This window comes from Paenibacillus hamazuiensis (assembly GCF_023276405.1).
Classification (GTDB): Bacteria; Bacillota; Bacilli; order Paenibacillales; family NBRC-103111; genus Paenibacillus_AF; species Paenibacillus_AF hamazuiensis.
In genome coordinates, this window is record NZ_JALRMO010000001.1 from 7,309,607 (window position 1) to 7,334,168 (window position 24,562).

General features: G+C 51.4%; 23 protein-coding genes. 16 read left to right on the forward strand and 7 right to left on the reverse strand.

Features of this window, described 5'->3' with window-relative positions; translation table 11 throughout:
• Positions 1–53 precede the first annotated feature (53 nt).
• Positions 54–509, reverse strand: a complete 456-nt coding sequence (locus MYS68_RS32140; protein WP_248929692.1) for an NUDIX hydrolase — start codon at positions 507–509, stop codon at positions 54–56.
• Positions 510–682: 173 nt separating this feature from the next.
• Between MYS68_RS32140 and MYS68_RS32145 the strand changes: the two genes are divergently transcribed.
• Both MYS68_RS32145 and MYS68_RS32150 read left to right on the forward strand, forming a co-directional pair.
• The gene (locus MYS68_RS32145; protein WP_248929693.1) at positions 683–1,048 is read left to right on the forward strand and encodes a MerR family transcriptional regulator; all 366 of its coding nucleotides are present in this window, start codon (positions 683–685) and stop codon (positions 1,046–1,048) included.
• A gap of 13 nt (positions 1,049–1,061) precedes the next feature.
• Complete coding sequence (locus MYS68_RS32150) at positions 1,062–1,382, forward strand: thioredoxin family protein (RefSeq protein ID WP_248929694.1); 321 nt, start codon at positions 1,062–1,064, stop codon at positions 1,380–1,382.
• Positions 1,383–1,452: 70 nt separating this feature from the next.
• Here MYS68_RS32150 and MYS68_RS32155 read toward each other — a convergent pair whose 3' ends face one another.
• On the reverse strand, positions 1,453–2,418 hold the full coding sequence (locus tag MYS68_RS32155) for an aldolase catalytic domain-containing protein (protein WP_248929695.1): 966 nt from the start codon (positions 2,416–2,418) through the stop codon (positions 1,453–1,455).
• A gap of 580 nt (positions 2,419–2,998) precedes the next feature.
• Here MYS68_RS32155 and MYS68_RS32160 point away from each other — a divergent pair.
• The 5 genes from MYS68_RS32160 (at position 2,999) to MYS68_RS32180 (ending at position 7,361) form a co-directional block, all read left to right on the forward strand.
• Positions 2,999–3,463: an NUDIX hydrolase gene (locus tag MYS68_RS32160; RefSeq protein ID WP_248929696.1), complete on the forward strand. Its 465-nt coding sequence runs from the start codon at positions 2,999–3,001 to the stop codon at positions 3,461–3,463.
• Positions 3,464–3,865: 402 nt separating this feature from the next.
• Positions 3,866–4,354, forward strand: a complete 489-nt coding sequence (locus MYS68_RS32165; RefSeq protein ID WP_248929697.1) for a golvesin C-terminal-like domain-containing protein — start codon at positions 3,866–3,868, stop codon at positions 4,352–4,354.
• 16 nt (positions 4,355–4,370) lie between these two features.
• Positions 4,371–5,132 (forward strand): hypothetical protein, encoded by a 762-nt coding sequence (locus tag MYS68_RS32170; protein WP_248929698.1) that lies wholly within the window; start codon positions 4,371–4,373, stop codon positions 5,130–5,132.
• 740 nt (positions 5,133–5,872) lie between these two features.
• Complete coding sequence (locus MYS68_RS32175) at positions 5,873–6,292, forward strand: hypothetical protein (RefSeq protein ID WP_248929699.1); 420 nt, start codon at positions 5,873–5,875, stop codon at positions 6,290–6,292.
• A gap of 193 nt (positions 6,293–6,485) precedes the next feature.
• Positions 6,486–7,361: a cation diffusion facilitator family transporter gene (locus MYS68_RS32180; RefSeq protein WP_248929700.1), complete on the forward strand. Its 876-nt coding sequence runs from the start codon at positions 6,486–6,488 to the stop codon at positions 7,359–7,361.
• A 653-nt stretch (positions 7,362–8,014) separates the two neighbouring features.
• On the opposite strand, the gene MYS68_RS32185 is transcribed toward MYS68_RS32180, so the two are convergent.
• On the reverse strand, positions 8,015–8,437 hold the full coding sequence (locus tag MYS68_RS32185; protein WP_248929701.1) for a MarR family winged helix-turn-helix transcriptional regulator: 423 nt from the start codon (positions 8,435–8,437) through the stop codon (positions 8,015–8,017).
• A 192-nt stretch (positions 8,438–8,629) separates the two neighbouring features.
• Between MYS68_RS32185 and MYS68_RS32190 the strand changes: the two genes are divergently transcribed.
• Together MYS68_RS32190 and MYS68_RS32195 are read left to right on the forward strand one after the other, a co-directional pair.
• Entirely contained in the window at positions 8,630–9,085 is a 456-nt protein-coding gene (locus MYS68_RS32190; RefSeq protein WP_248929702.1) for a CBS domain-containing protein, read from the forward strand.
• Positions 9,086–9,109: 24 nt separating this feature from the next.
• Positions 9,110–10,345, forward strand: a complete 1,236-nt coding sequence (locus MYS68_RS32195; RefSeq protein ID WP_248929703.1) for an MFS transporter — start codon at positions 9,110–9,112, stop codon at positions 10,343–10,345.
• A 64-nt stretch (positions 10,346–10,409) separates the two neighbouring features.
• Here the strand turns inward: MYS68_RS32195 and MYS68_RS32200 are convergent, their stop codons facing one another.
• Positions 10,410–11,288 (reverse strand): TIM barrel protein, encoded by an 879-nt coding sequence (locus tag MYS68_RS32200; RefSeq protein ID WP_248929704.1) that lies wholly within the window; start codon positions 11,286–11,288, stop codon positions 10,410–10,412.
• 37 nt (positions 11,289–11,325) lie between these two features.
• The gene (locus tag MYS68_RS32205) at positions 11,326–12,606 is read right to left on the reverse strand and encodes a BaiN/RdsA family NAD(P)/FAD-dependent oxidoreductase (RefSeq protein WP_248929705.1); all 1,281 of its coding nucleotides are present in this window, start codon (positions 12,604–12,606) and stop codon (positions 11,326–11,328) included.
• A 328-nt stretch (positions 12,607–12,934) separates the two neighbouring features.
• Between MYS68_RS32205 and MYS68_RS32210 the strand changes: the two genes are divergently transcribed.
• From MYS68_RS32210 to MYS68_RS32240, 7 genes are all read left to right on the forward strand, one after another.
• The gene (locus MYS68_RS32210) at positions 12,935–16,033 is read left to right on the forward strand and encodes an efflux RND transporter permease subunit (protein ID WP_248929706.1); all 3,099 of its coding nucleotides are present in this window, start codon (positions 12,935–12,937) and stop codon (positions 16,031–16,033) included.
• A 172-nt stretch (positions 16,034–16,205) separates the two neighbouring features.
• Positions 16,206–17,477, forward strand: coding sequence for a hypothetical protein (locus MYS68_RS32215; RefSeq protein WP_248929707.1), 1,272 nt, complete (start codon positions 16,206–16,208; stop codon positions 17,475–17,477).
• Between the two features lie 73 nt (positions 17,478–17,550).
• Positions 17,551–18,288 carry an ABC transporter ATP-binding protein gene (locus tag MYS68_RS32220; protein WP_248929708.1) on the forward strand — a complete coding sequence of 246 codons (738 nt, stop codon included), beginning with the start codon at positions 17,551–17,553 and terminating at the stop codon, positions 18,286–18,288.
• Complete coding sequence (locus tag MYS68_RS32225; RefSeq protein ID WP_248929709.1) at positions 18,275–19,027, forward strand: ABC transporter permease; 753 nt, start codon at positions 18,275–18,277, stop codon at positions 19,025–19,027. The genes MYS68_RS32220 and MYS68_RS32225 overlap by 14 nt, the downstream gene beginning before the upstream one ends.
• Before the next feature lie 21 nt (positions 19,028–19,048).
• Complete coding sequence (locus tag MYS68_RS32230; protein WP_248929710.1) at positions 19,049–20,482, forward strand: sensor histidine kinase; 1,434 nt, start codon at positions 19,049–19,051, stop codon at positions 20,480–20,482.
• A gap of 17 nt (positions 20,483–20,499) precedes the next feature.
• The gene (locus MYS68_RS32235; protein WP_248929711.1) at positions 20,500–21,198 is read left to right on the forward strand and encodes a response regulator transcription factor; all 699 of its coding nucleotides are present in this window, start codon (positions 20,500–20,502) and stop codon (positions 21,196–21,198) included.
• 42 nt (positions 21,199–21,240) lie between these two features.
• The gene (locus tag MYS68_RS32240; protein WP_248929712.1) at positions 21,241–21,672 is read left to right on the forward strand and encodes a DUF2243 domain-containing protein; all 432 of its coding nucleotides are present in this window, start codon (positions 21,241–21,243) and stop codon (positions 21,670–21,672) included.
• 59 nt (positions 21,673–21,731) lie between these two features.
• Here the strand turns inward: MYS68_RS32240 and MYS68_RS32245 are convergent, their stop codons facing one another.
• Together MYS68_RS32245 and MYS68_RS32250 are read right to left on the reverse strand one after the other, a co-directional pair.
• Entirely contained in the window at positions 21,732–23,015 is a 1,284-nt protein-coding gene (locus tag MYS68_RS32245; RefSeq protein ID WP_275983585.1) for a hemolysin family protein, read from the reverse strand.
• 275 nt (positions 23,016–23,290) lie between these two features.
• Positions 23,291–24,529, reverse strand: coding sequence for an MFS transporter (locus MYS68_RS32250; protein ID WP_248929713.1), 1,239 nt, complete (start codon positions 24,527–24,529; stop codon positions 23,291–23,293).
• Positions 24,530–24,562 lie beyond the last annotated feature (33 nt).

Sequence of the window (24,562 nt, forward strand, 5' to 3'; positions counted from 1 at the left end):
GGTCACCTCGGTCCGATTTTAACATAATCAGAACCCGTTCTCCAAAAAAGAACTTAAGTTTGCTTTGCGAGGTATCGCTCAATAATACGCTTGTGGCTTTTGACGACCGTATCGGGAAGCTTGTTCACCTGCATGAAGGCGCACCCGAGCGACTCCTTCTCGTCGTTGATGAGCTTGCCCCTTACGTCATCAGTCCAATAAGCGATCACCACAGCATAAAATTCATCGCCGTTCTCCGCTACGACAAAATTGTCTTTTCCCGAAAAGACATCGATCAAATGAAGCTCGCCGATCGAGAGGCCGGTTTCCTCCAGCACCTCCCTGCGAGCTGTATCTTCGGTCGATTCCCCAAGCTCCATAAGTCCGCCCGGCAATCCCCACGTTCCGTAAGGATGCCTCCTTTGCTGCATTAATATGCGGCCTTGCGAATCCTTGATGATAACGACCGACCCTACAAAAATAAGCGGCCTGTGACCGACGATTTCCCTCAATTCCTCAATGTATCCCATCCTCTTAACCGCCTTCCATCCAATTTCCTCAAATCCCCAAAAAAGAGTTACAATTACATCGTACCATATTTTCGATACATTTTTCTCGGGCAAAATGAAAAAAAAGATTTGACCCTCACATTAATGTAAGGGTTTATAATGACGATAAGACAATAACCAAAGGGGTGCACCGCTTGAAAATTGGGGAATTGTCCAAACGAACCGGGGTCAGCATCCGCATGCTGCGTTATTACGAGGAGCAGGGGCTGTTAACGTCGGTCCGGCAGGAAAACGGTTATCGCGAATATCACAATCTGGCTGAAGAGCAGGTCCATATGATCCGGTTTTATCTCGGCCTGGGGCTCACCACAGAGCAAATTTCGAGCTTCCTGCACTGTGTGCTGATGAACAAGGAGGCGTTTTGCCGGGAAATCGTTCCCGTTTACAAGAAAAAGCTGGAGGAGCTTGAGCGTCAAATCCATCAGCTGACGGAAATCAAGAGCAATTTGGAGGAACGGATGCGTTCCATTTATGAAGAAAATCCGCAAATCGCGGAATAAGGAGGAACAGGCCATGAGCATCAAACAAATTTCCGATGAAAATTTTAGTGCAAGCATCCCTTCCGAAGGGGTTGCCTTGGTCGATTTTGGGGCCAAATGGTGTCCGCCGTGCAAGGTGCTGCTTCCGATCTTGAGCGATCTGGAGCGTGAGATCGGCGATAAAGTGACGATTATGCAGGTCGACTGCGACGATTCGCCGCAAATGGCAGGACAATTCGGCGTTATGTCGATGCCGACGGTCATTTTGTTCAAGGACGGGCAGCCAATGGAAAAATGGGTCGGCCTCCGGCCGAAGGACGCCTACAAAAGCGGGATCGCCAAATATTTAAGCTGAGGCCGACGTAAAAAAGAGCCATTCCCCGGACTGAAATCAGCCCTTCGGGAATGGCTCTTTCGGCAATTCATTAATCGGAGTGATGATTGGTCGGCATCGCTTCCGGAGAAGTCAGCTTGTCGTAAAACTCGACGAATTTGTCTTTATCCGCGCCGCTGCGAAGCGCCATGGCCGCACGCGGATGCTCGTTTAAGGCACCGGCGATCATGTAAGGAATGATGTAACCCCATTCCCATTTTTCTCTCATCGCGATCATATGGTTTTCGATAATGCCCAGAACCGGACGAATATCGTATCTCGGATTCTTCAGGTTGCTGACGAGCAGCTCGGTCGGGCAGTTGCCGGCTGCGCGGCCCATGCCGTAAACGGAAGAGTCAAGGAACTTCACGCCTTTGTGCGCGCCGATCAGCGTGTTTGAGAAAGCCTGCTGCATGTTGTTGTGCATGTGGAGGCCAAGCTGTTTGTCCGGCACGAGACGCTGGAACTTGGACACGAGGTAGTCGATATCCCGGTAATCCATGCTGCCGTAGGAGTCGACGATGTAAACGACGTCCACCGGGCTTTTGTTGATTTCCTCGAGAGCCTCGGACAGTTCGTTCTCCATCACATGGGACAAAGCCATGATGTTGATGGAAGTTTCGTAGCCGTATCCGTGGAACTTTTGCACGAGCTCGAGCGCCTTGTCTACGTCTTTAATGTAGCAGGCGACGCGGATCAGATCGAGCAGGCTGTTTTCACGGGGCAGGATGTCGTTCTCATCCACGCGGCCGATGTCAACGAGCGCAGACAGCTTCGTATCCGTCTTCTTCGGAATGACTTCCTTCAGGAAGTCTTCGTTAAGGAAGCGCCAAGGGCCGGCCTCGGCTCCTTTCAGCAGTTTAGCCGAATTTTTATACCCGATCTCCATATATTCAACGCCGGCTCCGCTTAGGCCATCATACATGTCCTTTACGAATTGGACGCTAAAATCCCAGTTGTTCACCAAACCCCCGTCGCGAATCGTACAATCCAAAATGCTGTGATGTTCCCTTACCATAATTGCGCTTGCTCCCTTCAGGCTCCATTTGTTCGATATGCCTTTTTTGACTTTGTGGCTTTTAAGCTTTTAAGCGGTAAAGTGTCTTTTTTCTATAATGGCATATCATGCCTCAAGTGTCAATGATTAATTCACCACATTAATCAAATCTTAAAGGAAAAAATAGGGCGAGTCAAATTACAGCGGAGGACTGAATGGGGGCTGGCGGACGGCATGGAAAAGCCGGCTGTCTGTGCGGCGCGCCGGCGCTCCGTCCCGATCCACTCCTTAATCGCCGGGATCGCGATGAGAAAGAGAGCGGCCACTCTTTTTGCTTTGCCCCGCAAAAGAGTCATGCTGAATGGGCCATCTCCGGGGAGGAGGGGAGTATATCGAAAATGGATTCGGCCGGTCGCACAGGAGAATGTGCCCGTTCCTGAATCCGGGAGTCAGCAAACGAAATGTGCTGTTTCCAGCAAATGCTTTTCTTAATTGTAATTCATTAGGATGAATTGTACTTGAATATAAGCTTAAAAATAGCTGAAAATTTTCATTTGCGGATTGTCGGCCGGGAGAAACTTTTTTCGGTCGGTGGCGTCTGATGACTTGGCGCAAGCTGCAGATTTGGACGCGGAAAGAGGAGATGGCTCTGTTAACTTATACGATCTGTTTTATTTGCCGGGGCGAACAGGTGCTTATGCTGAACCGCAGCAATGCGCCGCAGATGGGTATGTGGAGCGGAGTAGGCGGCAAGCTGGAGGCCGACGAAAGCCCGATGGAAGGTGTTTTGCGCGAAATTGCGGAGGAAACGGGCTTGGCTCCGGAGGCGGTTCAAGTCCGATTTGCCGGCACGGTAACCTGGGAGGTTGACGATCGGCCCAGAAACGGGATGTATGCCTATGTCGCCCGATTGCCCATGGAGTATGCGATGGACACGCCCCGAGATGGGGTCAGCCCTCATGTTAAGCGATGTTTAGTGCAGATGCTGGAGAATGAGGCCTGTCTTTTTCAAGATTCAATTCCCAAATTCTTTAGCCTGGTTAAAGATTATTCAAGTCTATACTAAATACTACATTAATTTTGCGATCTGTGCCAGCTTCACTCATCATAGCGTTCAGCTGCACGCGGAGGGTCAGCGTAGCTACGGTGCAAGTAGTTACGCAATAGGTCAGACGCTTTTCGTGGAGCATACGGGAGAAGGAGAAGTAGCGACAACGGCCATGGCGAAAAGACTGGATGCAGAACAGAGGCGGCGTCCTGTCTAGGTCGCGCATCGACGACGTAAGCAGCCGGACCGTCATGGTGCAGCACGCTAGCATTACGCACACTTGCTTTCTTGGAATTAACTGAATTAACATCCTATTATATTAAAAAATGGAAAAATTATTGTGTGTATTACAATATTGGGATATAATTGCTTTATCGCGCGCGATTGCATTGTCTATTATTTTTTAGGAGGTTACGGCAAATGAAATCATTAGGTAGAAAAATTTTAACTGCTTTTATGATGATTTGTATTTTTCTGGGAAGCTCTATTGCAGCATATGCAGCTAGCACAGTCATTGTGTATGATGGTGGAACAGGCTGGTCGAGTAAAGGTATTTTAAGGACTAGTAGTAGTTGCGGGTACGATGGCAAAATGCAATATGTTGATCAAGATGGATCTGTTCATTATTCAAGTTCAGGTTTATGGTATCTGAATCCGACGGGGTCGGGAGTAGATGACTTCTATGTTTACATACCTAGCTGTAACTCCTCAGCAAGTGTTGTATATTATGTTTGGGATGGTGATGGTAATAACTTCGCGTTTAATGTAAATCAGAGATCGTATATAAATATCTGGTACTTCTTGGGTAGCCACTATGTTAAGCCAGGTGGAGGACAAAGTATTGCCCTTGGAACATCTGAGGTAAACTCGGGTATAGTTGGTTTCGACGAAGTGAAATTCGTTAATTAATAGGAGGCTATTTGTAATGAAAAAAATTATTTTAATAGCAAGTCTTGGCCTATGTGTAGGAGTTGCGGGTGCATATTCAGGTTATTTTATAAACATATCAAAAGCAAACAATTCAAGTGTTCCAAACTTTGTTAATTCTAAAGAAACGATCAACGAAATCCCTATTGTAAAAAACAAAATCCTAAAGGCAAATGCCAATTATAAAAACCTTCATGGGACTGTTCTTAGAACTCAAAATGGAAAAAAGTCGAAAACAGAAGTATGGATTTCTCAACCAAATAACTTTAAAGTAATATACACTCCAAATATCAATGTACCGAATGAAATAATTACATCTGTTAATGATGGTCAAGATGTTCAAACAAAAGAAAAAGATAATACAATAAAAAAATCCAAACCAATGAAAGAGATGAAACCAAAAAATAAGCTTGAAAATGAAAATGCAATAGTACCAGATTATAATGGGACATTTCTACCCATTGGCAATATTAATGAACTTATCCATCCCGAATTACTTGTTCAGAGTGTATTCAGGTCAGGGGATATATCCATTTCAGATAAACTTAGTTATTTAGATCGTAGTGTTACACAAATAAAAGTTGATCTTAAGGGATCAAAATTGGGAACGACCCAAGAATTCTTGGTTGATAATGAAACGGGGGTTGTTCTTAAATCAACACTTTACGATAAAAAAGAGGTAATTGATACTCTAGAATTTATTTCTATTGAATTTCCAAGTAAATTCGAAACTAACTCTTTTGAACTCTTAGAAAAATAGAGTAGTATACCTTCTAAAAGAGGATTGAACCTTAACCCGGAAAGTGGACTTTTTGAAAAAAACGCCCACCGTACGGGTTTCGTTTTTTATGCGAGCCTAACCAAGTTAAGCGTAGTTAACCGGTGAAAAATCTTTCGAGATAAGTTTGTTTTGGCTTACTTCCAAAGAATGTATTTCACCCATTCCGAGCTTCTTTTTGTCGTTAGAGGGGGGATTTCTTTTTAAAGGTAATCTTCCCATTTCTGCTGTTCAATCATACGGCATAAATGTTTCAGATTGTGCTCCATCCACTTTCGGCATAATGCGGATCAATGAGTACGCTAGCAGGAAACTTCATCGCCCCTGAAAGAGTATCCGGCATCATGTATAGTTTGTTTTTCCCCGGAATGTGATTGAACTTACAAGCGTTTCGAACATGGCAACGTGTTAAGGCGTGAGACAAACATTCGGAAACTGTATTAAGTTATACTGTTTCCGTATTCCCTTTGGCTGTTCCTAAAATATTTGCTACATTTGATGAGCTAATCTTACAGGGGATGACGATAGTGCTTGTGCAATCTCCAATTCTGCAATTAGAACGACAGAGCGCTTGTATGTAATTTTTATACGATACATTTCCGCTGGGCGAAAGCGTCATTGTGCACGCAGGGGCTTAAACGCCCCGAATAACCTTCGCCGATTTGGAAAAAGCTAAACCAGATCCCATGTATCCCTTTGGACTTCAGAAAGGACGGACTGGCATGAACGCGGCTCCTATTCATTTTCAATTCGATCAGGCGAAGCAGGCGCAGCTCGCGCTCGATACGCTGGAAGAGCTTGGCTACCGGGCCGATCTGCACGAAGGCGGCGGCAAGCCGATAGTGCATCTGATTTTGGACGAATGCGATCTGACTTCCGCGCTTGAAATCGCGCAGGCGTATGGCGGCAAGCTGATCGAACACGAGGATGCGCCGAGCGAAGCGGCGACCTACGACATGGCGTACGGCCTGGGAGGCATCGCGATTCCGGCGCATGTGGTGAACGAGGATTGGCCGGAAGGGTATGCGGACTCCGAGGTCTACAACGCAGCGGCGCAAACGACGCCGTATCAGGAAGAAGACGGCCGCATGGATCCGTCGAACGACGATTACGACCATTTTTCCGCCGGAATCCGCATGTAAATTGAAGATGGCGCTTTTCCTTGTCGCTTGCCGGGGAAGCGCCTTTTTGCTGCATCCGGATTTAACCGGAACAAACAATGTTGCCCTGAGCTTATTTTTGTTGGCGGGGAAAAAACTGTTTCTCTAGACCCACCCTCGGACCGTCTGGTATGATGAATGAGATTTTGGGAGACCTGCCGAAGGAGGGGCGCCTGTGGAGCTTTACGACAATATCAAGCAAGGAGAACGCGGAGCATGGGTCAGCATCGGCGCATATTTACTGCTCTCGGTTCTCAAAATCGGCATCGGCTACTGGACGAAATCCGAAGCTTTAACGGCGGACGGAATCAACAATACGTCCGATATCGTCGTTTCATTGGCCGTGCTGATCGGCCTGAAAATATCGCGCAAGCCGCCCGACCGCAACCATCCGTACGGGCATATGCGCGCGGAAACAATCGCGTCGATGATCGCTTCGTTCCTGATGATGGCGGCCGGTCTGCAGGTGCTGCTGCAAGCGGCGCGGGGCGTGCTGGGCGGTGAAGCTCCGGCGCCGAATCCGCTCGCGGCTTTGGTTGCGCTCATGAGTGCCGTCTTCATGTACGGCATCTATATGTACAATCGGCGGCTCGCCGAGAAGATCAACAACCACGCGTTGCTTGCCGCCGCTGCGGACAATCGCTCCGACGCCTTCGTCAGCGTCGGAGCAGCCGTCGGCATCGCCGGGGCGCAATTCGGCTGGCCGTGGCTCGATCCGGTGGCCGCCTTTGCGGTCGGCCTCGTCATATGCAAGACGGCGTGGGATATTTTCTACGAAGCTTCGCATACGCTGACCGACGGCTTCGACGAAGACAAGCTGGCCGTGTACCGCAAGACGATCGGCGCCGTGCCCGGCGTGAGGCGCATCAAGGATCTGCGGGCGCGCGCTCACGGCAGCGTCGTGCTCATCGACGTTGTGGTCGAGGTCAGCCCCGAGCTGAACGTGGAGCAAAGCCACGACATCAGCGACGCGATCGAGCGGCGCATGGGCGAAGCTCACCGGATCGCCAACGTGCATGTGCATATCGAACCGTATACGGAATCGACTTGAAACGGCTGCCGCGGGGCAGTCTTTTTTGCTTTTAAAAGTTTATTTGCTTCATGGCATGAGCGTCATGTATACGGGCAGGTAACGGTTGCTGCTGAGCTTACTTGGCTCAAAAACGTCGTTTTTAAATTGTAACGGTTGTGGCAGAGCTTATCACCCATCTTGTATCCCTCAAAACGAGGAAAGTTCACAAATAAGCACTCTGGCGACCGTTACCGTTCTGAAATCACCAATATGGCTCCAATAAGCTCATCAGCAACCGTTACGCATGTACCCTATGAAGTTTATTTCCGATCCGTCTAAAGCAGAGCGTGTCTGCCATAGGTTTTACGCCAGCAAAACCATGGCAGATAGCCGCGAGCCCGAGGCACTCATCAGCTCCCATGCCATCGCACCAAACGTACAGCGTGCCCAAGCATAGGATTTTGGCGGGCAGCGCCAAAATCCTATGCTTGGGCAGACGCGAACTAGAAGCGAGCAGTCCCTTAAACCGGGCGGGTTCAGGGCGTTTGGGGCAGCTTAAGGGCTTTGCGGAGCAGAGCCGGCTACGGAAGCTTGGGGTCCCCCCGTCGGGGGGATTTGATGGGAAAATAGACGGTGGCGCCCATTTTCATTCCCCATTGTGACGCTCGGTCATCTTGTTTAGGGGGATCTTATCACAGAAATGTCCGATTAAACTTCTCCAGGAGCTGCCCGAAAGTGCGGCATTCATCTTCGGACCAGTTTTTCAGCAGCTCCGCAAACCGCGCCAAACGCGCCTCCTTGCACTCGCGCAGCTCCCGGGCGCCAAGCTCGGTAATTTGCAGGGAATAAGCTCTCCCGTCGGTCGGATCGGGGATTCGGTACACGTAACCTTTAGCCTCGAGAGCCGCGGCTTGCCGGCTGACGGTGGAGATGTCCAGATGGAATTCGTCCGCTAACGTTTTGACCCCGGCGGAGCCGTGGGATGAGATTTGATGCAGAAGCAAATAGGCGGAGCGGTCCAAATTCCCGTACCGCTTATTATCCGTAATCGATGTGATCCGGCGAAACAAAATCGCCATCTCCAGCTCGATCGTTTCCAGCGAAGGTTCTTTCATATGTCGATCACCTCGGGTGCAGCCTGATTTTCTACGATTATGGTAACATATGCCCGGTCTATTTGAAATTATAGGCACAGCTGCCGGCAAAACGTATTGTGCGCCGTCGCAGATAGTTGTATAATGCAATTAGATAGTTTCATTATACAACTTGTTGTGATGTTTGGAAAATCGGGCTGGAGGTGTTTTTCGATGAAAGCACATGAAATCATGATCAGCCAGGTACACAAAGTGAAGGAAAGCGATACGGTGCGCACCGTCATTGAGAAATTTATCCGTCATCGGATCAGCGGTCTTCCCGTGATCAACGAGCGGAATGAAATCGTCGCTTATATCAGCGACGGGGATATTATGCGTTATATCGGGAAGCATAAGGATTTGATTGTCGATTCGCTTTACTTCGTCGTGGTTTTCAAAGGCGATGAGGACGATTTCGAAGAAAGAACGAGGAAGCTGCTCGACCTGAACGTAATGGAAGTAGCGGTGAAAAAAGTGATTACCGCCGCATGGGACGATGAAGTCGAGGATATTGCCGCCATCCTGGGAAAAAAACAGATCAAAAAATTGCCTGTTGAGCGAAACGGGGTGCTCGTTGGCGTTATTAGCCGCGGGGATATCATCAGGCATTCTTTTAAATCGCTGTTATAAATCAAATGCAAAGGAGAACCGTACATGTCATCCATTTCGCAATCTGCAGCATCAAAGGCTGCTTACCCGAAAGAAGGGGAAGCCGGCCTGCTTAAACAGCCCCGCGCGGTGTGGGCTGTTTTTTTCGCGTGCATCATCGCATTTATGGGGCTCGGGCTGGTGGATCCGATCCTGCCGGCCATCGCCAAAAAATTAAATGCGTCGCAAAGCCAGGTAACCTTGCTGTTCACCAGTTATAACGCCGTCATGGCTGTCGCCATGCTGATCACCGGTGCGATTTCCTCCCGGCTCGGGATCAAACGTACGCTGCTTGCCGGCATCGTGATCATTGCCGTATTTTCGGCTCTCGGGGGATTTTCGAACAATATCACCGCGCTCGTCGGCCTTCGGGGCGGGTGGGGGCTCGGAAACGCACTGTTTGTCGCAACGGCTTTAACCGCGATCGTATCTTTGTCGAAGAGCGGCACGGCGCGGGCGATCATTTTATATGAAGCGGCGATCGGGCTCGGGATTTCGGTAGGTCCGCTGCTCGGCGGCTGGCTCGGAGCCATATCGTGGAGAGGCCCGTTTCTCGGCGTTGCGGTGCTCATGGTGATCGCCTTTATCGGGCTTATAATATCGATGCCGGCTTCAAGCAGCCCGCAGAGCGCGCGAGCGAAAACGTCTTTGCTCGAACCGTTCCGCGCGATGAAACATCGTTCGCTCGTCGTCTTCGGGTTGACCGCTTGTCTGTACAACTTCGGATTTTTTACACTGCTCGCCTACTCGCCGTTTGTGATGGATTTGGACGAGCACGGATTAGGGTTCGTCTTTTTGGGCTGGGGTATACTGCTCGCCGTGACGTCGGTCTTTATGGCGCCGAAGCTTCAACAAAAGTTCGGCACGGTGAAATCGATGTGCATCATGCTCGTATTGTTTGCGCTCGTGCTCGCGGCGATGGGCATTTGGACGTCCACGCAGTGGGTCGTCATCGCTGCGGTGATTTTCGCAGGCGCTTTGCTCGGCAACAATAACACGCTCATTACTACCGCGGTGATGAACGCCGCCCCGGTGGAGCGCTCGACGGCTTCCGCCGCCTACAGCTTTTTGCGTTTCATCGGAGGCGCCGTGGCTCCTTATTTGGCAGGCAAGCTGGCCGAGTGGTATAACCCGCATGTGCCGTTTATTGTCGGAGCTGCGTTCGTGCTCGTGTCCGTGTTGTTTATCGCATTTAATCACAGTCATGTGAAACACGTTGACGATGCCGGAGCGGGACATTGATGCGCAAAAATATATAAGCGAAACATAAGAAGGGCTGCCGAGGGGCAGCCCTTTTGGCGTAACACTAGCCACACAGCGCATGAACGCTCTCGTAGCAGCGCTGCAGCTCTTCGCGGCTCACAAGCGCCGGATTGTGCTCGAACGTCACATGCACCTCCGGACGGCTTTCCGCGATAAACCGCATATATGCGAAAGCATCGCCGTAATCCGGTGCAGCGTCATGCTCCGGCAGCACCGGGAGATGGCGGTGCCATTTGCCGTCTTCAAACCGGGTATTGCTGTGGTGCACCACGTACAGATGCGGGAGTGTCTGCTCGAGCCAGCGGTAAGGGTCGAATTCCGGAAACACCCGCCGGTGCACGTCCAGTCTTTGCAAATCGGCAACAAGCCCGACATCGGGGTAACGTCCGAACAGTTCGTCGAACAGCTCCCATTCGTCCCCGAAAAAGTCGTATTCCAGCACGATCCGCTGCCCGGTACGAAGCTGAATCTCCGCGATTGCGTCCAGCAGCCGCTCGCCGCAATCCCGTAAAAAGCCCGGTTCGATCTCGCGGCTTTCATACCTCTCGAACGCAGGCATCCCGGCGAGATACGCCGGTTCCTGAACGGAAGGGAACACGGACGGAAACGGAAAATGAAACAAAATATAATCCGCACCGTACCGGGCGGCGAGCTGCGCTTCCCGCCCGATGCGTTCCAACGCTTCCTTCCGCTCTCCGCGGTCCTTGGCACTCACCCTCGGCAGCGAGTAGAAGCTTTGCGCCAATATCGGCGTATGAACGCCGAAACGGAGCCCCCGCATTTGACAAAAACGCGAGATTTCCGGCAGGTTGTCCTCACATGGAAACTGCGACGCCTCAATGCCGCCAAGCAGCGGGCTTTCGTACTTTTGCCAAAACTCCGGCTGAAAGCCGTTCCACATTCCCATCTGCAGCCTGCCCACGTGGAAGCCCCCTCCTGTATTCAGCGTAAAAGAAAAGCTACATTTGCCCCTCAATTTCGAGCGCAGCTTCCGCCGCGTTTTTCCCCGCCGTATACCCGGTCGTAAACGCGGCGGTAATGTTGTATCCGCCCGTATAGCCGTGCACGTCGAGAATTTCCCCGCAAAAGAACAGCCCGCCGGTCAGTTTCGACTGCATCGTCTTCGGATCGATTTCTTTCAAATTGACGCCGCCGCCGGTCACAAACGCTTCTTCAATCGACAGCGTCCCGTTCGCCTCGATAGGGAACTCCTTCAGCAGCTTGACCATCTCAAGCCACGGCTGCTTCGGAATGTTGGCGAAGGTAATGTCATCGCGCAAACCGGCCTTTTGCAGCAAAAGCGGCAGCAGCCGGTCGGGTACATAGCTCTTCAGCACGTTGCGGATATGCTTCTTCGGCTCGCTTTCGGCAAGCTTCAACGTTTCCTTGAAGATCTCGTCCGCGCCTTTGCCGGGGAAGAGATCGACCGTCATGCGGACCCGTTTCACATCGAATTTTTTCATCGTCTTGACGACGAATTGGCTGCAGCGCAGCACCGCCGGGCCGGAGATGCCGAAATGCGTAAACAGCATGTCTCCCTCGTGGGTGATCACCCGCTTGCCTTTCGGGTCCCACACCGACAGCTCGATATCGCGCAGGCTGAGTCCTTGCAGCTCCTTGCTGCGGATGAACGGCTCGTTCGAGGTAACCGGCACCTCCGTCGGATACAGCTCGGTGATCGTATGCCCGGCCGCTTCCGCCCAGGCGTAGCCGTCGCCGGTCGAGCCGGTATGCGGCACGCTTTTGCCTCCGCTCGCGACGATGACGCAGCGGCTGTGCACCCGCTCGCCTCCGGCCAGCTCGACGCCCGCGGTGCGGCCGCTGCCAAACAGCACGCGCCGGACCGGACTGTTCACGCGGATCGCGACGCCTTGGGCGCGAACGCGTCCGACGAGCGCGTCGACGACCGTTTTCGCCTTGTCGCTGACCGGGAACATCCGGCCGCGGTCTTCCTCCTTCAAGGGTATGCCCATTCCCTCGAAGAAGTCGATGATGTCGCGGTTGCTGAACGCAGCAAGCGCGCTGTACAGAAACCGGCCGTTGCCGGGGATGTGCCTGACGAGCTCGTCCAGCTCCTTGGCGTTTGTCACGTTGCACCGGCCTCCGCCGGAAATGCCGAGCTTGCGGCCGAGCTTGTCGCCCTTGTCGACGAGCAGCACCTTGGCGCCGTGGGCGCTTGCGGCAATACACGCCATCAGGCCGGACGGCCCGCCGCCGATTACAATCACATCGTATTGCAAGAGAGCAACTCCTTTTCTTATGCGAAAACTGCACATACTGTTATTGCCATTGTATCCGGTTTTTCCGCTTTATAACAACATTCGATAATTGACCGGAGTTAATATTTTGTTAATGGTTCATTTAGATAGATTCAATATCCTTCCTTTATGCTGGAAGGTAAGGAGGCGTTTCCCAACAAATCGGACCGTGCGGACACATTCCGGACGGTTTTTGTGCGCTGCACCCGGGAGGTTGAAATATTTTTACATTAATTTACACGGAAAGTGAAGTAAAATTGGCCACAACTTCGTCTAAATACAAAATAATATTAAATATAGGAGTAGAGAGATGAATGCATTAACGCGATTTTCCATGAAAAACATAGCGGCCGTACTGATCATCATCCTGCTGTTGTTCGGCGGGGGAGCTTATGCGGCGACGCTGCTGAAGGCGGAATTGTTTCCCGAAATATCGATTCCGTATGTCTTTATACAAACCCAATATCAAGCCCCTCCCAAAGATATTTTGGAGCAAATCACGAAGCCGCTCGAGAAGGCGGTCGCAGGGCTGAACGGGATTAAAAATTTGCAATCGGTGTCCAGCGACAATTTCTCGCAGATTACGATTACGCTGGAGCACGGACAGGATACGGATAAAGCGAAAAACGACGTCGAAGCGCTGATCGCGGGCGTGAACCTGCCCCAGTCGGCGGAGCGTCCCAAAGTGATGACGTTCGGCATGGCTGCCATTCCGGAGTATACGCTGGCGGTGTTCGGCAAAGACAACATGAATCAGCAGCAGCTGGATAAGCTGTATAAAGATGTGTTTCAGCCCGGTTTTACCACGATTAAAGGGCTGGATCACGTCGAGTCCATCGGCAATGATGAAGCGATATTGACGATCAAGCTGGACGGCAACGCGATGATCAGCTACGGGCTGATGCCCGCCGATGTGACCCGGGCCATCCAGACGGCTCTTCGCACAAGTCCCGTCGGAGCTATGAACGAGGACGGAATCGACCAAATGGTTCGCGTAAAAAGCGACATTAACAGCATTTACGCTCTGGAAAACGTCAAGATCAATACGGCGGCCGGAGACGTGCTGCTGCTTAAGCAAATCGCCAAAATCCAGGCGATCAACGAATCCAAGCTCATCTCCCGTTTGAACGGACAACCGTCCATCGGGGTCATTTTGTACAAAACGAGCGGAACGAACTCGGTCGAATTTGCGGGTAAAGCGGACGCGATGATCGCCGGCTGGCAAAAGCAATATCCGAACGTCGAATTCATGTCGATCGAGAAAAACTCCGAGGTCGTTCAGGAGTCGATCAACGGGATGGTCAAGGAAGGGGCGCTTGGGGCGCTGCTCGCCTCGATTATGATTCTCGTGTTTCTCAGAAACTTCCGAATGACGCTGATTGTCCTTGTGTCGATTCCGTTGTCCATCCTGATCACACTGATGATCATGGCGCCGCTGAACATTACGCTCAACATCATGACTCTCGGCGGAATGGCCATCGCCGTCGGCCGCGTCGTGGACGACAGTATCGTCGTTATCGAAAATATATACAGCGAGCTGGTCAAGACGCATGAGCGGGGCGACTCGGTCATTATTAAGGCTACGGTTCAGGTCGCTTCCGCCATTACGTCCTCGACGCTGACTACGGTAGGGGTGTTCGCTCCGATCGCCTTCGTCGGAGGACAGCTCGGGGATATGTTCCGTCCGTTCGCGATCACGCTTTCGGCGGCTTTGCTGTCGTCCTTGATCGTCGCCGTTACGGTGATTCCGATGCTGGCCAAGCTGCTTGTGCTTCGCTCGAAAAACATCAAGCATCACGATGAGCATCACGTCGGGAAGGTAGAGGCGGGCTATTTAAAGGCGCTGCTGTGGTCGCTGAACAACCGCAAGAAAAGCATGGCATTGGCGTTTTTGGCGCTGGTTGTGTCGATTGCCGGCACGGTGCCGTTTCTTGCCTTCGAATTTATGCCGAGCAGCGATTCCGATAAGCAAATGAGCTTCAGAGTCGTTTTGCCAAGGGAAACCTCACTGGATACGACCGACCGGATCGTCAAAAACATCGAGGCGATGATGCGGGAGACGAAGAACGGCGCCGGCAAGCCGGCGTTCGAATATGTGCAGTCGCTCATCGGAGAGGGCAGAAACGAAGGGGTCAGTTATCGCTTCTCGCTTAATGCGGCGGCTACCGACGGGACAAATGCGAGAGCGCTCGTCGACGATATGAAAGCCAAAATCGCCGCAATGATTCCGAAAGAGAGTGAAGTTCGCGGCGGCATCACCAGCCTTGGCGGAGGAGGCGGAGGAAGCGGCGTCGACTTCTCCTACATGCTGCGGGGCGACGATGTGGATGCGCTCATTCAAGCGGCCAAAGAAGTAAAAGCGAAAATGAAAGAAATTCCCGGTTTTTTAGATGTGGAAGACAGCTTAAGCGTGACGAACAAGGAAGTGGAAGTTGCCGTCGATCAGAACAAAGCGCGCATGTACGGACTCTCCTCCGGACAAATCATCGAAGCGATGTATGCATGGCTGGGCGAGCAGAAAATCGGCGATTTGAAGTTCGACAACGTCACCTATAACACGAAAGTCATGATGGACAACAGCTTCAAAAACTCGGTGGAAAAACTCGGAAACTTTCTGATTACGACTCCGACGGGACAAACGGTCAAGCTCAGCGATATTACGAAAATCCGCAAAGTCGAAGGACCGGCCTCGATTCCTCGCGACAATCAGGAGCAATACGTCAGCATTACCGCCAAAATCGATTCCAAGGATAAAGGCGGCGTCAGCGCCCAAGCGTCCCAAATATTGAGACAGATCGAACTGCCTCCGGGCGTTCATACGGAACTAAAGGGTGCTGCGGCAGATATCGACAATGAGTTCAAAAACATGTATTTTGCCATGGCGGCCTCCATCTTCATTGTATATCTGATCATGGTCCTTGCGTTCGGCAACGCAAGTGCGCCGTTCGCCATCCTGTTCTCGCTGCCGCTTGCGGCGATAGGCGGGCTGCTCGGCTTGCTCGTCACCGGCGAATCGCTGAACCTGACGTCCCTGATCGGCTTCCTCATGCTGATCGGTGTCGTCGTGACTAACGCGATCGTACTTATCGACCGCGTGCAGCAGCTGCGCGAAGCGGGCAGCTCCGTACGCGAGGCGCTGATGGAAGCGGGACAGACGCGGCTTCGCCCGATCATTATGACGGCGGGGGCGACGGTATTCGCTCTTATGCCTTTGGCGCTCGGACTTTCCAAAGGAACGATCATTTCCAAAGGGCTGGCGGTCGTCGTGATCGGCGGATTGACGACATCGACGATTCTTACGCTGCTGATCGTGCCGATCGTTTATGAAATGATCGAAAATACGAAGGCCGGCGCGGGACGCCTGTTCCATCGCAAAAAAGCGAAGGAAGCACCGTCGGCGGCGTCTTGATCGGTATTGAAAACTTTGCCGCTGCATCCTGTTTTTCCGCTTCTTAACAGCATTCGATATCTTGACCGGAGTTAATATATTGTTAATAGTTAATTTAGAGAGATTCAATACCCCTCCTTTATACTGAAAAGTAAGGAGACGTTTCCCCAAATAAATATAAAGGAGAGCCATAATGAAACTGAGCAAAAAAACCGTTACCGCACTTACATTTACGATCGGCGCTTGCGTGTTTATTTCTACCGCGTTTGCCGATATGGCGCTGGGCACCGGTTACGACCGGTTGAAAAGTTCCGTCAAAACGACGGCCGCGCAGATGGAGAAAGGGCTTGACAGCTATACGATGGAGGCGCTGTTCACGCTGAAGGACAACAACAAGACGCTGCTTCAGGGCTCCACGTACAGCAAGGTCGATACAGTGGCGAAAGCTAGGGAAAACTCGACCTCTACGCAATATACCAACGGCGAGACTTCCACCGATTACTCGTATTCCGACCCGAAGATGTCGGTCTGGAAAGTCCAGTTGGAAGACAAATATTATGTGACGGAATATCCGGACGGCAAGGGAAGAGAAAGTGGAATGGATTTCCGAAATCCTTTCAACGAGAAGGGAGCGCCGGAGGTCGAGAAGATCGTGGACGCGTTTGTCGGCGGCTTGAAGGACTATGTACAGGTTGAAGAGAAGCAGGACGGAGGTAAAATGTACTCGGGAAGCCTATCCGAGGCGCAGGTGCCTGCCGTCGTGAACGCCGTCTCCTCCTTTGTCGTCAAGAAGATGATCAGCGAACAAAGCCGTTCGGATAAAAATGTGGATATGCCTGAAATCGACAGCGATATTTTCGTCAAAAAAATGACGGGTTCCGCCGTTGAAAACAAAAACGGACTGCTGGAAAACATGACGGGCGATATCGTCCTGTCCGGCAAGGACAAGAAAGGCAACCAGCACGACCTGACGTTGAACGTAGTTCTCAAGCTTTCCGACGTCGGCAAAACCAAAATCGTCCTGCCTGATCTGACCGGCGCCAATGTGGAGAAGGTCAGCAATACCGGCGGCTTCTCCAGCAAGTTCGTCGGCAAATACAAAAATGACATCGTCGCTGAGAAAGACGGCAAATTCGTGAAGATCGGCGAAAGAACCCTTGAAATTACTAACGTAACGCAGGATAAAGTGACGGGCAAATATTCCGAAACCGTAAAACCGGGATTCCAGGCGCAGCATCCGGATACTTACAACTTTACATTCGAATACAACCCGAACGGCTCGCAGTCTATACCCACGTTCACGTATACGAACGCCAAAGGCGAGCAGGAGCAAGGACAGATTCATCCGAGCGGTTCCGGCAAGGTGTTCCTGGAATTAGGCATTCAAGTTATCGACAACAGTACGTACCACTCGAATGGCGACCGGAATTTCGACGGAGAGCTTTACCGGGTATTTGAAGAATAAGGCCATGCCAAACAAGAGGCTGCCCTCAAGCGAACGATCGCTTGGGGGACAGCCATGTCATATTTTTTGGGGGATGTGCACTTTGACGACGAAAGCGATCGAAATTACGAATTTAACGAAGATGTACGACAACGGCCGGGGGATCAGCAATCTGAACCTGCAGGTGGATGAGGGGGATATATACGCCTTTTTGGGGCCGAACGGCGCGGGAAAGACGACGGCAATGAAAGTGATGGCCGGGCTGATGAAGCCGGACCGGGGCGATGTGAAAATTTTCGGCGCGAGCGTTCAGGACGATTACGTGAATGCGATGAAACACGTCGGCTGCATCATAGAGACTGCCGAATCGTATCCCTATTTGACGGCGAACGAAAACCTGAAGTTGTTCGCGCGTTTTTACCCGGACGTGGATCAAACGAGGATCGACGAATGCCTCGAAATTACCGGCATGCTGAAATACAAACATGAGAAATCCAGAAGATTTTCCCTCGGCATGAAGCAAAGGCTGGGGATCGCCGCGGCGATTTTGTCGAGGCCGAAGCTGCTTATTTTGGACGAGCCTTTAAACGGGCTCGATGTCGAGGGCATGCTGGAAATGCGCAAGCTGATCAAACGGCTGTCCCAGGAAGAAGGCACGACTTTCTTTATTTCCAGCCATTTGATTCACGATGTGGAGCTGACTTGCACCCGGGTGGCTGTCGTATACGGAGGAAAGCTGGTCAGCGTGGACTACACCCAGGACATTCTTTCCAACTATTCGTCATTGGAAAATTATTTTGTAAGCGAGGTGGACCGGAATGCCAGGGTTTAAGGCCGCGTTTATGAACGAAACCGTCAAGCTGGTGAAAAAGAAAAAAATAATCGTGGCCGCCGTTTTGTCCATTTTGGCCGTGCTCATCGGACAAGTTGCCGTTACGGCGATTAAACACGGCTTTGGTTTAAGGGTGGTCGGCAGCACGGAGTTTCCTCTGGTCGTATTATCCGTATTCAGTTATACGATTTTGCCTCTGTTTGCCGTCTTTGTCGCGATCGATATGTTTAACGGCGAATTTTCGTCGAATACGATGAAAATCACGCTGGCCCGGCCCGTATCCAGGCTCGGTGTCTTTAGCGCCAAAGTATTGAACATAGCGCTGTTTATCGCCATGAATTTGTTCCTGGTAATGGTGCTGTCGATGTTGGCCGGACTTATATTTAATCCGTCATCCGTAAACGCGATGGGCGTCGTCAGAGTCATTTTATCGTATGCGGCCACTTTTTTGCCCGTGTTTGTTTTCTCGCTTCTCGTAGTATTGCTGTCGAATATACTTCGCGGCGGACTGGCTGTATTTTTCTTGTCGATTATCGTTTTTGCCGGATTTAACGTGCTTGGGGTCGTGTATTCGAATGTGTCGAGCTTTTTGATCACATCGATGTTCGATTGGTATACGCTGTGGATTTCCGAAACGATCAACGGATTCAAAATTTTCCGCCAGCTTTTAATCATGGTAGGCTGTGGTATGATGTTATTTACAGCGGGTTATTATTTATTCGACCGCAAGGAGATATAGAAAGGTAACGGAATATTCCGCATGCAATTAACCAAACGTTTTTTCGTATTCAATGCGCTGGCGGTGCTCGGTTCCGTGGCAGGAACCGTGTTGGCCGTCATCATATTTGTCGCCGCTTATGCGAAGCTGTTCGGACCGCAGGCCGATTTGAACGATTTGAAGCGGGTGTTCGAGGTCCGTTCGGGAATCGCCGATATCAAGCGGGAGGCGGCCGGTCTCGAATTCGAGCGACTGCTCGAAAAACCGTATCAGCAGGAGCTGTCCGGCCGGGTGAAGGCGCTCGGCGCCAGCGTCGTGATTTTGAAAAACAGAGAGGTTGTCTACTCTACCAATAAATTTAACCGGATCGACCTGGAAAGAAGCCTGATGTTGTCCGATAATACGCCGAATCTCGACACTTTGGAGCTGGACGGCAAAACCTACATGTTCGCCAGGGCGGATTACACCCTGCATTCGGGCGAAAAAGGCGTTATGCTGCTGCTGGCGCAGGTTAAGCTGAAATCGAATTTTTATCTCGTTCTCGGCGTATTTGCGGCCGGCTTTTTCATCGTATCCTTTCTGGCCGTCAATTATTGGGTATCTTACCGGTTTTCGCACGGAATCATCACCCCGGTTTCCAGGCTGAGGAAGGCTGCCGTGAGGATCAGCGAAGGCGACTTGAGCTTCGGAATTGCCGAGGAAGGCGAAGGGGAGGTCAAAGAGCTCTGCAGAACACTGGAGCTAATGAGGATCAAGCTGAAGGAGTCCATTTATTTGCAGCAAAAATACGACGAAAACAGGAAGTTTCTCGTCTCGAGCATATCGCACGATTTGAAAACTCCGGTGACGTCGATTAAAGGATATATTGAGGGCATTATCGACGGGGTCGCCAAAACGCCGGAAAAAATGGAGGAATACCTGGAGACGGCACGGTCCAAGGCGGATCAGGTGAACGCGATGATCGACGATCTGCTTCTTTACTCGAAGCTGGACCTGAACCAGATTCCGTATCATTTCGAAAAAACCGATCTGCAGATGTACTTCGAGGATTGCGTGGCCGACCATTTCTACGAATACGAAAAGGCGAATATAAAGCTGGTCCTCGTCAGCGAACTGAAGGAAAAAGTGACCGTTTTGATCGATAGAGAGAGGTTAAAGCGGGTTGTTCAAAATATTTTGGACAATGCCCAAAAGTACATGGACAGGCCCGACGGCCGGGTCGAGATCGTATTAAGGGAAACCCGGCCGTCCGCGATCATAGAAATCAGGGACAACGGAAAAGGGATACCGGAGGACGATCTTCCTCATATTTTCGAGCGATTTTATCGTGCCGATCCGTCCCGTAAAAGCGCGGACGGCAGCGGCCTCGGGCTGGCCATCGCCAAACAGATCGTGGAGGGGCACGAAGGGCAGATTTGGGTCAGAAGCACGCTTGGCGAAGGAACCCGCATGATGATATCTTTGAAGAAGTATTAGCATGTATGGAGGTTGCAATGAAAAAGGTATTGATTGTCGAAGACGATGCGAGCATTGCCAATCTGCAGAAGGATTATTTGGAGCTGAGCGGCTTCTCGGTACAAATCGTAAACAGCGGCACCGACGGGCTCGCCGCCCTCAAGATGACGGCGTTCGATCTGGTCATTTTGGACATTATGCTGCCCGGTGTGGATGGCTTCGAGGTGCTGAAAAAAATCCGCGAGAAGGAGGACATTCCAGTGCTTCTCGTCTCGGCCAGGTCGGAGGAAATTTATAAAATCAACGGTCTCGGCCTCGGAGCGGACGACTATATTACGAAGCCGTTCAGCTCCGCCGAGCTGGTAGCCCGGGTGAACGCCCATCTGAACAAATTTGAGCGGATGAAGGAAAGGTTCGGCAAGCTGGAGGAGGGCAGCACGATCCGGGTCCGGGGGCTCGAGGTCCACAAGGATGCCCGAAGGGTGTTTGTAAACGGGAATGAAGTGATGATGGCTCAAAAGGAATTCGACCTGCTCTTGTTCCTTCTGCAAAATGCCAACCGGGTGTTCGGCAAGGAAGAGCTGTTCGAACGGATCTGGGGCATGGATGCGCTTGGCGATGCGTCTACGGTGACGGTGCACGTGGCGCGGATCCGGGAGAAAATCGAGGAGAATCCGTCCAAACCTCAGTATATCGGCACGGTGTGGGGATCGGGTTACAGGTTTATCATGGGATAATGGAGAAATAACGTTCATTCGGGTTATGGCAAAGGGGCTCATATGTACAGATTGCTCGGTATCATCGCAGGCGGAATATTCTGCTATCAATTGAACCATATTCAGGAGGCGCTGGCTTTTGGATTAAAGGCGGAGACCGCCTGGCAAAGAATAAGCGCCGTATTTTTCGGAATCGCTGTTTTAGGTTTGTTTATGATCGTGATCCGCAAATGGTTCAACCGTTCGTTTTACAACGGGTTTATCGTAGCCGCAGGGTTGTTTTTAAGCTTCGATATCGTGACCTTTCACTGGATTTTTCAGCTGCACCGCATTACAAGCGGTCCGGAAGCGAATGTGCTGGAGCCGCTCTTCGTGCTGGGCGGGCTCATTTTCGTTGTTTGGGGGGTACGGAGCGAGCGAAGCGGCAAAAAGCAGGCAGGCTTGGGTGGGACAAGCTTCGGCGAACGCGAACGGAGTCCCCTAAACATGAAATGATCCTTTGAAGCTTATTTAAAAAAGCCGGAGAACATCACTGTTCCCCGGCTTTGAGCCGTTTATGCCGGCTGCGATTGGCGCTGCCGCAAGATGACCGTCACCCTGGAAATCCGCAGATGATCGGTTTCCTCGACGATAAAATCGACCTCTTCGTTGTAAGTCACCTTCTGGTTTTTCTTCGGCGGAATTTCCACCTGGGAATAGATCCAGCCGCCGATTGTATCGACGTTCTCTTCCTCGATCTCCAGCCCGAAATGGTCGTTGACCTCATCGATAAGCATGCGGCCGTCGATGGAATAAGTCATATCGTCCTTCTTCTCGATCGCCGGACGCTCCTGGTCGAATTCGTCCTGGATTTCGCCGACGATCTCCTCGATAATATCTTCCAGCGTCACCATGCCGGACGTGCCTCCGTACTCGTCGATCAGCAGCGCGATTTGCACTTTCTTCTTCTGCATCTGCTTCAGCAGGTTGCTGATCGGCATCGATTCGGGCACGCTCATGATCGGGCGCATGATGGCGCGAATGTCCGAAAGGCCCGGGTTCGGCTTGAGCAAATCTTTGATGTGCACGAAGCCGATCACGTTATCTTTGTCGCGGTCCGCCACCGGGTAGCGGGTCCGCATCTCGCGGAGCGCGATGTCCATGTTTTCCTCGAACGAGAGGTTCGTGTACAGGCACTCCATCTCGGTGCGGGGAATCATGATTTCCCGCGCGTTAGTTTCGGCAAATTCAAATATATTGTCAACCAGCGTAAGCTCGGTATTGTCGATGAGGCCGCTCTTGTGGCTTTCTTTCATGAGCACACGGATTTCTTCCTCCGTATGCGCGGATTCATGTTCGCCTGTCGGTTCGATGCCCGCTCTGCGCAGCATCCAATTGGAGACCCCGTTCAGGCACCAGTTAAACGGGTACATCACCTTATAAAAGGCCATCAGCAGAAGCGCCGAACGCATCGTCACTTCTTCGGATTTACGGATCGCGTACGTTTTCGGAAACTGCTCTCCGAGTGTAATATGGAAAAAGGTGATTACGGCAAAAGAAATGATAAATGAAATACTGTGTACCAAGACATCGTTTAATCCCAATCGATCTTTAAGCAAAGGCTCGAGCATCCGGGCAATCGTCGGCTCTCCGATCCAACCGAGGGCCAGAGAAGCCAGGGTAATGCCGAGCTGGCAAGCGGATAAGTAAGCGTCAAGGTTGGCTGTCATCCGGCGGGCCCATTTGGCGCTTAAATTGCCGTTTTCCGCAAGCGTATCGAGTCGGCTTCCGCGAACCTTCACCATTGCAAATTCCGCCGCGACGAAAAATCCGTTGATCAGCACAAGCAAAACGATCAAAATCAGGCTCAACCATATCGGTAACGGGTCACTACTAATAATATTCCCTGTCCCCCCATTCGCAGAGTGAACAGGTACACCTCCCTTATGATAAAGAGTATATAAAACGATATACAAGAAATTATATAACAAATTCGGCGATTCCTCCAACGAAGAGCCGCCTTTCCCCGTTCCGTATCCGCGACTCCCGCTGACAATTCGCTGTCCGCCATGAAGTTTTCAGACGATTTTCCCCTGATTTGTGCATTTTCGTGCGAATATCCGGGAATCCGGGGTTATTTCTCTGCCAAAGATTCCCTGTTCCCGGTTTTGGCATTTCTAAGCAGCGGCAGCATGATCAGCGCGCCGATGAAGAATAATACAGTGGCAATGATGTAAATGGAGACGAGCGGAATATGCTTTTTGAGCCAGCCGGCCGTGCCCATCGTAATAACCATCGCCCCCATAAAAAGCGGCGTTAAAATGCCGTTGACCCGGCCTACGAACTCCGATTCGGTATTTTTCAGGATCATCGTATTGATGGAAATTTGAATCGCCGGCATGACGAGTCCGCTGATGAACTGCCCGACAAGGGTAAGCGGAAGCCAGGTGGACAGCCCGGAAATCAGGAGACCGATGACGCTGATGACCATGCCGCCCGCCAGCATAAGCTGTGGAGACATCCGTTTGGCAATCCCCATGGATAACCCGCCGCCGGCGATCATCGCGACCCCGCTCACCAACATCAGCCATTGCAAATATTCTTTCGGCAGACCGAGACGTTCGGTCACGAGAAAAATGCCGAGCGGCTGAATAAGGCCGAGCGCCAGTCCGGCCATTACGAAGCAGCCGCCGAGCGTCGTAAGCGTTTTGCGCGACAACACGTAACGGAAGCCGAGCACCATCTCTTGCCGCAGCGTCGTTTCTCCCGCCGCCTTTTCCGTTACCCGGTCCGGAGGAAGGAACAAAAGTACGGTGGCGGACAGCAGAAAAGCGACGCCCATGACGCCAATCGATAGGATAATGCCGAAGTGCTGGTAAACAAAAGTGCCAAGCACCGGCCCGAGCACCATAAACAGCGCAAACATCGTTTGGTACAGCGACATGCCGGCCTGCATCAGCGATTCCGGCACATGAAGCTTGAACAGCTTCATTCCGGACGGCTGAGAAAACTGCGAAAGAATCGAGGAAACCAGCGTCGCGAAAAAGACCGCTCCCCACCCGGCAAACTCCATCAACAGAAGGACGGCCAAAACCGAGACGGCGCTCAGCAGATCGCACCATACCATCGTCCGTTTCGGACGCCAGCGGTCGGCGAACGTGCCGCCGATAAAGGAAAAAATAAAAATAGGCGCAAACTCGGCGACCGAGATCATCGAAATGGCAATCTCATTGGCATTCGTTTGTTCCGTCACATAAAGCAATATCGCGAAATTGCGAACCCAGATGCCGATTTGCAGAAGCAGACCGGACAATAAAATGATGCGAATAAACCGGTTGCTCAGCAAACCGGGCGTAGCGGCAGTCGTTGACATATATTTAACCTCTCTCCTTGACAATAAAGATAC